Raw genomic sequence first — 11,327 nt, forward strand, 5'->3', positions numbered from 1 at the left:
GGCCGCGCCCGCCCATGCCCCGCGCCACAACTGCCGCACCAGCCCCTCGGAATGCGGCATCTCATATCTGAGATAGCCTGCCGCCATGGCAGACGACTACCTCGTACGCATCGGCAAGCTCATCCGTGACGCCCGGCAGCACCGGGGCTGGACACAGACGCAGCTCGCCGAAGCGCTGGGCACCAGCCAGAGTGCCGTCAACCGCATCGAGCGCGGCAACCAGAACATCAGCCTTGAGATGATCGCGCGGATCGGCGAGGCCCTCGACAGTGAAATCGTCTCGCTGGGGTACGCGGGACCGATGCATCTACGTGTCGTCGGCGGCCGCCGTCTCTCCGGCTCGATCGACGTGAAGACGAGCAAGAACGCGTGCGTGGCGCTGCTCTGCGCCTCGCTCCTCAACAAGGGCCGCACCGTGCTGCGGCGCGTCGCGCGCATCGAGGAGGTCTACCGTCTGCTCGAAGTGCTCAACTCCATCGGCGTACGCACCCGTTGGATCAACGACGGGAAGGACCTGGAGATCGTCCCGCCCGCCGAGCTGGACATGGACTCCATGGACGCGGAGGCGGCGCGCCGGACACGGAGCATCATCATGTTCCTCGGCCCGCTGCTGCACCGCATGGACCACTTCAAGCTCCCCTACGCGGGCGGCTGCGACCTCGGCACCCGCACCATCGAGCCGCACATGATCGCGCTGCGCCGGTTCGGCCTCGACATCACCGCGACCGAGGGCATCTACCACGCGGTGGTGGAGCCGTCGGCCGGACCCGGCCGGCCGATCGTGCTGACCGAGCGCGGCGACACCGTGACGGAGAACGCGCTGCTCGCGGCGGCCCGCCACGACGGCGTGAGCGTCATCCGCAACGCCTCGTCCAACTACATGGTCCAGGACCTGTGCTTCTTCCTGGAGGCGCTCGGCGTACGGGTCGAGGGCGTCGGCACCACCACGCTGACCGTGCACGGCGTACCGAACATCGACGTGGACGTGGACTACTCGCCGTCCGAGGACCCGGTCGAGGCGATGAGCCTGCTCGCGGCGGCCGTGGTGACGGGCTCGGAGCTGACGATCCGACGGGTGCCGATCGAGTTCCTGGAGATCGAGCTCGCGGTACTGGAGGAGATGGGCCTCGACCACGACCGCAGCGGCGAGTACGAGGCGGACAACGGGCGTACCCGCCTGGTGGACCTGACCGTACGGCCCTCCAAGCTGGAGGCGCCGATCGACAAGATCCACCCGATGCCGTTTCCCGGGCTGAACATCGACAACGTGCCGTTCTTCGCGGCGATCGCGGCGGTGGCCCAGGGCCAGACCCTGATCCACGACTGGGTGTACGACAACCGCGCGATCTACCTCACGGACCTCAACCGCCTCGGCGGCCGCCTGCAGCTGCTCGACCCGCACCGCGTGCTGGTGGAGGGCCCGACCCGGTGGCGCGCCGCCGAGATGATGTGCCCGCCGGCCCTGCGCCCCGCCGTGGTCGTCCTGCTGGCGATGATGGCGGCCGAGGGCACGTCCGTACTGCGCAACGTCTACGTCATCAACCGGGGGTACGAGGAGCTGGCCGAGCGGCTCAACTCGGTCGGCGCGCAGATCGAGATCTTCCGGGACATCTAGACGCCGTGCCGGTGAGGGGAGCGACCGGTCGCGGTCGCTCCCCTCACCTGTGCCGGAACCCCTCCTCCGTCAGGACCTCCCGGTCACGCCGGGTCGTAGGGGCGCAGGCGGGTGCGGGCGTCCTCGTGGCCGCTCGCGCCGGCGCGGATGTGCTGGGCGCGGTCCATCGCGGACCAGCCCGTGCCCTCGTCGGCGTTCACCTGCTCCCGTACGTCCCGGATGCCGTAGTGCGCGAACAGCGTCCGCTCGTCGACCACGGTCAGGACGTCGTCGCCCCCGGTGCCGGGGGCCGCCTCGATCGCGGCCGCCGTGAACGCGACCTCCACGTGGTCTCCGGCCAGGACGGCTTCCCGCAGCGGCACGAAGGCGTCACCGGCGCCGGACGGGCCGCCGCGCACCACGGCCCACTCGGGGCGGCCGGTGGTGTCGTCGAGCAGGAGGCGTTCCACGTGGCCGATGTCGAGCCCGTCCGCGTCGCGGACGGGACGGCCGGTCAGCCTGCCGAGCTGCTCCTGGGTGATCACTGCTGCTCCTCAATGTCCTGCCGCCGCCTGTCCCCTGCCGTCTTGCCTGTCGTCCCGTCGGCAAACGGGCGCGGGCGCGCGCGGCGGCGGTCTCAGAGGCCCGGCATTCCCCCGCCCTTGAGGCGTTCCAGGTCGGACGGGCGTACCTGGATGGCGACGAGCGCGATGATCGCGGCGACGACCGTGAAGGCGGCGGCCACGATGAACGCGGCGGAGACGCCCGAGGTGAGGACCTCGTCGGCCCAGGGCGGCGGCAGTTCATGGGTCCGCTGGAAGGCCAGCCGCTCCCTCGGTGTGGCCCGGGCCATGAAGTCCGGGGTCTGGTCCCGCGTCTCGTTGCGGCTCGCCGTCCCGTACACCGTGACCAGGATGGACAGCCCCAGGGAGCCGCCGACCTGCTGCGTCACGTTGAGCAGCCCCGAGGCCGCGCCCGTCTCCTGCGAGGAGACGCCGGAGACGGCCATCAGGGTCAGGGCGACGAAGTTCATGCCCATGCCGAGGCTGAAGACCAGCATCGGCCCGAGGATGCTGCCCAGGTACGTCGAGTCGATGTCCGTCAGCGTCAGCCACGACAGGCCCGCCGCCGCCAGGATCGACCCCACCACCATGAAGGGTTTCGGCCCGTACTTCGGCAGGAGCTGGGAGGCGAGCCCCGCGCCCACCGCGATGACGGCGCTGACCGGCAGGAAGGCGAGTCCGGCCGTGAGCGGGCTGAAGTCCAGGACGCCCTGGACGAACAGGGTGAGGAAGAAGAACATGCTGAAGATCGCGGCGGCGAGGGCGAGCATGATGCCGAACGTCCCCGCCCGGTTGCGGTCGGCGAACATGTGCAACGGCGTGATGGGCTGCTTTGAGCGCCGCTCCACCAGGACGAAGACGACGAGCAGCACCACGGCGGCGCCGAACGACGCCAGCGTCAGGCCGTCGGTCCAGCCTTCATCTGCCGCGCGGATGAAGCCGTAGACCAGGCAGACCATGCCGAGGGTGGAGGTCAGCGCGCCGCCGACGTCGAAACGGCCGGGATGGCGCTCGGACTCCTTGATGACGCGGGGGGTGGCGACGGCGATGAGCACTCCGATCGGCACGTTGACGAAGAACACCCAGCGCCAGTCCAGCCATTCGACGAGCATGCCGCCGGCCAGCAGCCCGATCGCGCCGCCGCCCGCCGAGACGGCGGCGAAGACCCCGAAGGCCCGGTTGCGGGCGGGACCTTCGGTGAAGGTGGTGGCGATCAGCGCGAGCGACGTCGGTGAGGCGATGGCGCCGCCGACGCCCTGGAGAGCGCGGGCGGCGAGGAGTTGGCCGGAGTTCTGCGCGAGGCCGCCGAGCAGGGAGGCCAGCACGAAGAGCAGGACACCGAAGACGAAGACCCGGCGGCGGCCGAGGATGTCACCGGCCCGGCCGCCGAGGAGGAGCAGCCCTCCGAACGTCAGCGTGTAGGCGTTGACCACCCAGGACAGGCTCGTCGTGGAGAACTCGAGGTCGCTCTGGATCTGAGGCAGGGCGATGTTCACGATGGTGATGTCGAGGACCACCATCAGCTGGCACGAGGCGATGACCAGCAGGGCGAGGCCGTTCTTGCCTTCCGGGCCCGCACCGGCTCCCGCTTTCGCCGACGTCGGTTGTGGAGTCGTCATGGCGTGTGGCCCTCACGGAAGGGGCAGTGGGCGGTTTTGCCCACCATTCGACCGTAAACCCACCCCCTGGGGGCCACCACTCGATCAGCGGCGTCGCCTCAGGGACGCGTGAGGCGGCTGGTCAGCGCGTCGCGGGCGGCGGGCCACTCGTCGGCGAGCATCGAGTAGACGACCGTGTCGCGCACGGTTCCGTCCGGCCGGACCCGGTGACCGCGCAGGACACCCTCGCGCCGCGCGCCGAGGCGCTCGATGGCCCGCTGCGAACGCTCGTTGCGGTGGTCGGTGTGCCAGGTGACGCGCCGGGCCCGGAGGTCGTCGAAGGCCCGGCCGAGGAGCAGGAGCTTGGCCTCGGTGTTGATGCCGGTGCGCTGGAAGCGGCTGCCGAGCCAGGTCGAGCCGATGGCGATGCCGCCGTGGGCCGGCTCGATCTCGTAGTACGACGTGGAGCCCGCCACCTCGCCGGTCGCCACGTCGATCTGCGCGAACGCGACGCTGTCGCCCTCCTCCTGCCGGGCCAGCAGCCCTTCGACGATCCCGCGCATCCCGGCGGCGTCGGCGGGCTGCCTCTTGGACAGCCACGGCCAGACGGACGGGTCCTTGAGCGCCTCGAACAGGCCGTCGGCGTGCTCGGTGGACAGCGGTTCCAGGCGCACGAAACACCCGGTCAGGGTGGGGCGTTCGAACCAGGCACCGTTCATCGCGTGTCTCTCATTCCCGGCCATATACCTGGCCAAATAAGGAGGTACCGCCCATCGCGCTTGCGTTCGAGGGCGGTTCACATGGTGGGATGAGCCGATGCGACCCCCCACACGCATAGCCTCACATCCCCCCAATCCCTACGACGAACTGGCCCTCCTCGCCACGCCGGACCCGGACGATGCCGGCCCGCCGGGCGCCGGCGGCGAGGACGACCCGCTCGGCCTCGGGCTCGCGCCCGACGCCGGGCCCGGCGACGACGGCCGTGACGAGGAACCATGGCAGCCGCCCAACCACCGCGGCAAGAGCCGGCCGGCCGCCGTCCCCCTCGTACTGAAACTGGCCGTCACCGGCCTGGTCTGCGCCTCCCTCCTGCTGGCCGGCGACCGATTCGCCGTGCTGTACGCGCAGGACAGGGCCGAGGTGAAGCTCAAGGAGTCGCTGGGGCTGGCCACCGCGCCCGAGGTCGACATCCGCGGCTTCCCCTTCCTCACGCAGGTCGCGCAGCGGCGGCTCGACGAGGTCGAGGTGTCCGTTCCCGACGTGGCAGCCGACCGGGTCTCGCTCGCCGAGGTGCGGGCCACCGCCCGGGACATCCGCGTCGTCGGCAGCCTTCCCACCTCGATCCGGGGCGCGGTCGTCGGCAGTGTGGACGGCGACGTCCTGCTGTCCTTCGACGACCTGGGCCGTGAACTCGGCGCGTCACAGGCGCGGTTCACCAAGGACGGCGAGAACCGGGTGCGGGTGGCGGGCTCCCTGCCCGTCGCCGGGCACGAAGTGCGCGTACGGGCCGAGGCGCACATACGCCGCGACGGCGACCGGGCGGTGTCCACGACCGTCGACCACATGCGGCTCGACATCCCGGGCCTCGTCACCTACCGGCCCGGCAAGGACAGCGCGCACTCCGGGCTGCGCCTGCATCCGCGCGCCGCCGCCCGGATCAGCAGGGAAGCGGCCCACGTGAAGGCACTGCTGGCGGTTCCCGCGGTGGTCGACCGGCTCGGCGTACCGAGGGAGTGGGTCGAGCGGGCGCTGCGCAGCGAGAAGGCGCTGCACGAACTCACCGGGTCGCCCCGCTTCGCCCAGCGGCTGATGCGGCTGAACCTCGTCGACGTGGTGAGGGACCACCCCTGGCTGCTGGAGAAGGCGGGCATCGACCCCGAGCTGGTCGGCGCCCTGCTCAGCCTGCGGCCGCCGCAGCTGTCGGAGCGGCTCTCGTTGAACTTCCGGCTGCCCGGCGCCGCGGAAGGGCTCCGGCTGCGCGACGTCAGCGTGGAGCGCGAGGGCGTCCGGGCGGACCTGGCCGGTACCGGCCTGACCTTCGGCGAGGCGGCCGACGGCGACTCGTAGCGCGCGGCGGCTGCCTCCGGCGGCCGGTCCTCACCGGTCCGGCCGCCGGAGGCAGGACCTCACCGCGTTTCGGCGATGAAACCGCGCAGGACCGCCGACAACTCCTCCGGCCGGTCCTCGGCGATCAGCGTGCAGCTGTCCTCGATCTCGACGAGCCGCCCCTGCGGCAGTACGTCGGCCAGCCTGCGCCCGTGGGCACGCGGCATCATCCGGTCCTCCGTCGCCCACACCACGAGCGCCGGCTTGTCGAACTTCCGCAGGCCGTCCACCGCTTCGAGCAGCTCGGTCCTGCGGACGCCCCGGTTGTACCGGCGGAAGTCGGCGCGGATCGCGGGGTCGGTCAGGAGCGGCCGCAGCCAACCGTCGAGGATCTCGTCGGGTACGGGCCGCTTGGTGAGAGCGCCGAGACCGACCGGCAGCCGTCGCAGCGGACGCAGGGCGAGTGTACGGGCGAGGAGGGTGATGCCGCCGGGCACCTTGCAGGCGAGGGCGATCAACTTGCCGGGGACGCCCGGCGGGTAGTTGTCGAACGCCTCGCAGGAGGTGAGGACGAGCCGGTCGAGCCGGTCGGGGTGCTTGGCCGCGATCGTCTGGGCGCGCCCGCAGTCGTTCTCGACGAGGGTGACCCCGCTCAGGCCGAGCCGGCCGAGGAACTCCACGACGAGGTCGACGACGGAGTCCGGGGTGAGCGGCACGTCCGGGCGCATGGGGACGCGGTGCGCGCCGTACGGCAGGGTCGGGGCGATGACCCGGTGGTCCGCGCGCAGGTCGGCGACCACCTTGCGCCACACCGTCGCGTCGTGGACCAGACCGTGGAGCAGGACGACGACGGGGCCCGGCCCGCCGGTGTCCTCGTACGCGACGGCCCCGGCGGTGAGTTCGACTTCGGGCATGGCCGTACCTCCCTCTCGACAGGGGGAGGCTATCGGCACGTGGTCGCCCGGGTCACGGCAGTACGGCCACCCCGTCGAGTTCCACCAGCGCCCGCTCGTCCCACAGGCGTACCGCGCCGATGACCGCCATGGCGGGGTAGTCGCGGCCCGCCAACCGGCTCCAGATGCGGCCCAGTTCGGGGGCGTGCGCGCGGTAGTCGGCGACGTCGGTGGCGTAGACGGTCACGCGGGCGAGGTCGGAGGGGGCGCCGCCCGCCGCGTGCAGCGCGGTGAGGAGGTTGCCGAGCGCCTTCTCGAACTGGGCCGGGAGCGTGTCCCCGACGACCTTGCCCTCCGTGTCGAGCGCGGTCTGCCCCGCCAGGAAGACCAGTTGGGACCCGGTGGCGGTGACGGCGTGCGAGAAGCCGGAGGGCGGCGAGAGCTCGGCCGGGTTGAGGCGGTGGAGCTGGTGCGGGCGGTGCGCGTGGTGGGGGTGGTGCGTGGTCATCGGTACAGCTCCTTCGCGATGATCGTGCGCTGGACCTCGGTCGCGCCTTCGTAGATACGGGGTGCGCGCACCTCCCGGTAGAGGTGTTCGAGCAGGTGGCCGCGCTGGAGCGCGCGGGCGCCGTGGAGCTGGACGGCCGCGTCGACGACGTACTGGGCGGTCTCGGTGGCGAAGAGCTTGGCCATCGCGGCGCTCCGGGGGACGCCGGGGGCGCCCGCGTCGTACGCGGCCGCGGCGGCGTACACGAGCAGGCGCGCGGCCTGTGTGCGGGTCGCCATCTCGGCGACCTGGTGGGCCACCGACTGGAGGTCCTTCAGGAGGCCGCCGAAAGCGGTGCGGTTCGCGGTGTGCGCGAGGGTCGCGTCGAGGGCGGCCTGGGCCATGCCGACGGCGAAGGCGCCGACGCTGGGGCGGAAGAGGTTGAGGGTGTCCATCGCGACACGGAAACCGCGGTCCACCTCTCCGATCACATCGGCGCGGGTGACGGGAACGCCCTCGAAGGCCAGCGCGCCGATGGGGTGCGGCGAGAGCATGTCGAGCGCCGTGCCGGTCAGACCGGGGCGGCCGGCGGGGACCAGGAAGGCGGTGACGCCGCGGGCCCCCGCCCCCTCGGTGGTCAGCGCGAACACCGTGTAGAAGTCGGCCTCCGGCGCGTTGGAGATCCAGAGCTTCTCACCGAACAGGCGCCATCCGTCACCCTCCGGTACGGTCTTGAGCGAGAGCGCCGCCGCGTCCGATCCCGCGCCCGGCTCGCTGAGCGCGAAGGCGGCGATCGCCCGCCCCGCGGTCACCTCGGGCAGCCAGCGCGCCCGCTGCGCGTCCGTGCCCGCCCTGGCCACGGGACTGGCGCCGAGCCCCTGGAGGGCGAGGGCGGTCTCGGCCTCGGTGCACGCGCGGGCGAGGGATTCCCGCATCAGGCACAGGTCCAGTGCCCCCGAGTCGAACAGCCGGGCCAGCAGGCCGTGTTCGCCCAGGGCGGCGACCAACGGGCGGTTCACCCGGCCCGGTTCCCCCTTCTCGGCGAGAGGGCGCAGATGGTTCGCAGCCAGGGCGCGAAGGCGCTCGCACCACTCCTGCTGCTGAGGTTCCAGCGCGAATCCCGGCATGTCCTCGCCTCACTCTTATCGCGAACCGTTGACTGTCGTCACCCAAACGATACGCTCAAGAGGCGACAAGGGGGCGATCCCGTCATGGAGCTGAAGACCTCAGCGCACATCGATACCTTTCCCCGCGACCAGCTTCCGCCCGCGCATCAGTGGCCGCAGCTGCTCTTCGACCGTCCGGAGCTGCTCTATCCCGACCGGCTGAACTGCGGGGCGGAGCTCCTGGACCGTACGGTCGAGCGCTTCGGCCCGGACCGGCCGGTCTTCCGCACCGCCGCGGGCGAGGTCTGGACGTACGGCGAACTGCTCACGCGCGCCGACCGCATCGCGCACGTCCTCACCACCGACCTGGGCGTCGTGCCCGGCAACCGCGTGCTGCTGCGCGGGCCCACCACGCCGTGGCTGGCGGCCTGCTGGCTCGCGGTGATGAAGGCGGGTGCGGTGGCGGTGACCGTACTGGCCCAGCAGCGGGCGCACGAGCTGGCGACCATGTGCGAGATCGCGCGCGTCGGCCACGCCCTGTGCGACGTACGGGCCGTCGACGACCTGGTGAAGGCCGAGGTGCCTGGCCTGCGCGTCACGGCGTACGGCGGTGACGCGCCCGACGACCTGCTGCGGGCGGCGGCCGGCAAGCCGTCGCGGTACGCCGCCGTGGAGACGTCCGCCGACGACGTGGCGCTGATCGCCTTCACGTCGGGTACGACGGGGCGGCCGAAGGGCTGCATGCACTTCCACCGGGACGTGCTGGCCGTCGCCGACACCTTCTCGCGCCATGTCCTCAAGCCCCGGCCCGACGACGTGTTCGCGGGCAGCCCGCCGCTCGGTTTCACCTTCGGACTCGGCGGCCTGGTGATCTTCCCGATGCGGGCGGGCGCGTCGGCGCTGCTGCTGGAGCAGGCGGGGCCGAAACAGTTGCTGCCCGCCCTGGCCGCGCACCGGGTGTCGGTGCTGTTCACCGCCCCGACGGCGTACCGGTCGATGCTCGACGGTCTCGACGGGCACGACCTGAGCGCCCTGCGCCGCTGCGTGTCGGCCGGCGAGAACCTGCCCGCCGCGACCTGGCGGGCCTGGCACGAGCGCACCGGCGTGCGCATCATCAACGGCATCGGCGCGACCGAGCTGCTGCACATCTTCATCTCGGCGGCGGACGAGGCGGCCCGGCCGGGGACCACGGGCGTGCCCGTGCCCGGCTGGGAGGCGCGGGTGGTCGACGCGACGGGCGCGCCGGTGCCCGACGGCGAGTCCGGGCTGCTCGCGGTGCGCGGGCCGGTGGGCTGCCGCTACCTGGGGGACGCCCGCCAGACGGAGTACGCCAGGGACGGCTGGAACGTCACCGGCGACACCTACGTGCGCGAGCCCGACGGCTACTTCCGGTACGTCGCCCGCGCCGACGACATGATCATCTCCGCCGGGTACAACATCGCGGGCCCCGAGGTCGAGGACGCGCTGCTGCGCCATCCGGACGTGGTCGAGGCGGCCGTGGTGGGCCGCGGCGACGAGCGGCGCGGCCAGGTGGTGGTGGCGTACGCCGTGCTGCGCGACGGGGTGCCGCGCGACGGGGCGACGGCGACGCGCCTGCGCGACTTCGTGAAGGCCGAGCTGGCGCCGTACAAGTGCCCGCGCGACATCGTCTTCCTGGACGCCCTTCCCCGTACGCCGACCGGCAAGCTCCAGCGCTTCCGGCTGCGGGCCGCCGTAGAGTGATCACGTGGCCGAGCAGCACACCCCTCGTTCCCTGATCGTCTCCCTCTACGGCGCGTACGGACGCACTCCCGGCGGAGGCGGGGCGCCCATGCCGGTCGCCGAGCTAATCCGGCTGCTGGCGGCGGTCGGGGTCGACGCGCCGTCGGTGCGCTCGTCGGTCTCGCGGCTCAAGCGCCGCGGGCTGCTCGTGGCCGCCCGTACGCCGCAGGGCGCGGCCGGATACGCGCTGTCCGAGGACGCCCACCAGCTCCTCGACGACGGCGACCGGCGCATCTACGACCGCCCCGCGCCCAAGCTCGCCGAGGGCTGGGTCCTCGCGGTCTTCTCCGTGCCGGAGTCGGAGCGCGCCAAACGCCACGTCCTGCGCTCCCGCCTCGCCCGTCTCGGCTTCGGATCGGCGGCGCCGGGGGTCTGGATCGCTCCGGCGCGGCTGTACGAGGAGACCCGGCACACGATGGAGCGCCTCCAGCTGTCCCCGTACGTCGACCTGTTCCGCGGCGATCACCTCGGCTTCGCGGCGACGGAGGAGGCAGTGGCGCGCTGGTGGGACCTGACGGCGATCGCCAAGCAGCACGAGCAGTTCCTGGACCTGCACGAGCCGGTGCTGCGGGCCTGGGTGGCGCGGCAGAAGGCGGAGGACGGGACCGGTACGGGCGCGGGGGCCGGTACGGGCGCGGGGGCCGGCGGGTCGTGGTCGCCGGACCCGGAGCACGCCTACCGGGACTACCTTCTGGCGCTCGACTCCTGGCGCCGCCTCCCGTACGCCGATCCCGGCCTGCCCGCCGAGCTGCTGCCGGCGGACTGGCCGGGGGCGCGCTCGGCGGCGGTCTTCGCGCAGCTGCACGCGCGGCTGCGGGACGCGGGGGCGGAGTTCGTACGCGGGGGCGGCGGCCCGGGCGACGCCGGCTGAGGGCGAGAGCGGCGGCCGAACCGAAAAGCGCGTGACGGTGGTCGGCGCGGCCGGGCACGATGGGGCATGCCCTGGACCTTCACGGACGACCTCGACACCTACCTGGCCACCGCCGGTGCCGCCGTCGCCGCGCGGCCCGCGCGGAACACCCTGCTGCTGACCGTGGCCGACACGCTGCGGCGGCGCGGGAGCGAAGCCTACGGCGAAGGCGTCCCGCGCTTCGGCTGGTGGCGCGGCGTGGACGGCCGCGTGGCCGGGGCGCTGCTGTGGACCCCGCCGCACGCGGTGCTGGTGGGGACCCTGCCGCCGGAGGCGGTGGCGCCGCTCGCGCGGGCGTGCGCGGAGCTGGGCGGACCGGCGGTCAACGCGGAGCGGGACACGGCGCGGGCGCTGGCGGCGTGGTGGGGG

10 protein-coding genes and 1 pseudogene are annotated in these 11,327 nt (G+C 72.7%); 5 read left to right on the plus strand and 6 right to left on the minus strand.

What is annotated here, in order from left to right; translation table 11 throughout:
- Nucleotides 1-85 precede the first annotated feature (85 nt).
- Nucleotides 86-1,615, plus strand: coding sequence for a helix-turn-helix domain-containing protein (locus E2E34_RS24425; RefSeq protein ID WP_138904071.1), 1,530 nt, complete (start codon nucleotides 86-88; stop codon nucleotides 1,613-1,615).
- 83 nt (nucleotides 1,616-1,698) lie between these two features.
- Here E2E34_RS24425 and E2E34_RS24430 read toward each other — a convergent pair whose 3' ends face one another.
- From E2E34_RS24430 to E2E34_RS24440, 3 genes are all read right to left on the minus strand, one after another.
- Entirely contained in the window at nucleotides 1,699-2,139 is a 441-nt protein-coding gene (locus E2E34_RS24430; protein WP_138904072.1) for a PRC-barrel domain-containing protein, read from the minus strand.
- 92 nt (nucleotides 2,140-2,231) lie between these two features.
- Entirely contained in the window at nucleotides 2,232-3,776 is a 1,545-nt protein-coding gene (locus tag E2E34_RS24435) for an MFS transporter (RefSeq protein ID WP_138904073.1), read from the minus strand.
- A gap of 98 nt (nucleotides 3,777-3,874) precedes the next feature.
- The gene (locus E2E34_RS24440) at nucleotides 3,875-4,474 is read right to left on the minus strand and encodes a GNAT family N-acetyltransferase (protein WP_138904074.1); all 600 of its coding nucleotides are present in this window, start codon (nucleotides 4,472-4,474) and stop codon (nucleotides 3,875-3,877) included.
- Nucleotides 4,475-4,571: 97 nt separating this feature from the next.
- On the opposite strand from E2E34_RS24440, the gene E2E34_RS24445 reads away from it, so the two are divergent.
- Nucleotides 4,572-5,822, plus strand: coding sequence for an LmeA family phospholipid-binding protein (locus E2E34_RS24445; RefSeq protein WP_138904075.1), 1,251 nt, complete (start codon nucleotides 4,572-4,574; stop codon nucleotides 5,820-5,822).
- A 59-nt stretch (nucleotides 5,823-5,881) separates the two neighbouring features.
- Here E2E34_RS24445 and E2E34_RS24450 read toward each other — a convergent pair whose 3' ends face one another.
- The 3 genes from E2E34_RS24450 to E2E34_RS24460 are packed head-to-tail and all read right to left on the minus strand — an operon-like array spanning nucleotide 5,882 to nucleotide 8,308.
- Nucleotides 5,882-6,715, minus strand: coding sequence for an alpha/beta fold hydrolase (locus E2E34_RS24450; RefSeq protein WP_138904076.1), 834 nt, complete (start codon nucleotides 6,713-6,715; stop codon nucleotides 5,882-5,884).
- Nucleotides 6,716-6,767: 52 nt separating this feature from the next.
- Complete coding sequence (locus E2E34_RS24455; protein ID WP_138904077.1) at nucleotides 6,768-7,202, minus strand: RidA family protein; 435 nt, start codon at nucleotides 7,200-7,202, stop codon at nucleotides 6,768-6,770.
- The gene (locus E2E34_RS24460; protein ID WP_138904078.1) at nucleotides 7,199-8,308 is read right to left on the minus strand and encodes an acyl-CoA dehydrogenase family protein; all 1,110 of its coding nucleotides are present in this window, start codon (nucleotides 8,306-8,308) and stop codon (nucleotides 7,199-7,201) included. Before E2E34_RS24460 ends, E2E34_RS24455 begins: the two co-directional genes overlap by 4 nt.
- 84 nt (nucleotides 8,309-8,392) lie before the next feature.
- Here E2E34_RS24460 and E2E34_RS24465 point away from each other — a divergent pair, with 84 nt between their 5' ends.
- The 3 genes and pseudogenes from E2E34_RS24465 to E2E34_RS24475 all read left to right on the plus strand — a co-directional run.
- The gene (locus E2E34_RS24465; RefSeq protein WP_138904079.1) at nucleotides 8,393-10,009 is read left to right on the plus strand and encodes an AMP-binding protein; all 1,617 of its coding nucleotides are present in this window, start codon (nucleotides 8,393-8,395) and stop codon (nucleotides 10,007-10,009) included.
- Between the two features lie 4 nt (nucleotides 10,010-10,013).
- Nucleotides 10,014-10,919 carry a PaaX family transcriptional regulator gene (locus tag E2E34_RS24470; protein WP_138904080.1) on the plus strand — a complete coding sequence of 302 codons (906 nt, stop codon included), beginning with the start codon at nucleotides 10,014-10,016 and terminating at the stop codon, nucleotides 10,917-10,919.
- Nucleotides 10,920-10,985: 66 nt separating this feature from the next.
- Nucleotides 10,986-11,327: pseudogene (locus E2E34_RS24475) on the plus strand (GNAT family N-acetyltransferase); the annotation flags it as partial.

Origin of the sequence: Streptomyces albidochromogenes (genome assembly GCF_005981925.1) — a bacterium.
Lineage (GTDB): Bacteria > Actinomycetota > Actinomycetes > Streptomycetales > Streptomycetaceae > Streptomyces > Streptomyces albidochromogenes.

What these genes read in the sequence shown, in the direction of transcription:
- E2E34_RS24445 (WP_138904075.1), top strand. Translation starts at nt 4,572, where the DNA reads ATGCGACCCCCCACACGCATAGCCTCACATCCCCCCAATCCCTACGAC.
- E2E34_RS24440 (WP_138904074.1), bottom strand. Translation starts at nt 4,474, where the DNA reads ATGAACGGTGCCTGGTTCGAACGCCCCACCCTGACCGGGTGTTTCGTG.
- E2E34_RS24455 (WP_138904077.1), bottom strand. Translation starts at nt 7,202, where the DNA reads ATGACCACGCACCACCCCCACCACGCGCACCGCCCGCACCAGCTCCAC.
- E2E34_RS24465 (WP_138904079.1), top strand. Translation starts at nt 8,393, where the DNA reads ATGGAGCTGAAGACCTCAGCGCACATCGATACCTTTCCCCGCGACCAG.
- E2E34_RS24435 (WP_138904073.1), bottom strand. Translation starts at nt 3,776, where the DNA reads ATGACGACTCCACAACCGACGTCGGCGAAAGCGGGAGCCGGTGCGGGC.
- E2E34_RS24425 (WP_138904071.1), top strand. Translation starts at nt 86, where the DNA reads ATGGCAGACGACTACCTCGTACGCATCGGCAAGCTCATCCGTGACGCC.
- E2E34_RS24450 (WP_138904076.1), bottom strand. Translation starts at nt 6,715, where the DNA reads ATGCCCGAAGTCGAACTCACCGCCGGGGCCGTCGCGTACGAGGACACC.
- E2E34_RS24460 (WP_138904078.1), bottom strand. Translation starts at nt 8,308, where the DNA reads ATGCCGGGATTCGCGCTGGAACCTCAGCAGCAGGAGTGGTGCGAGCGC.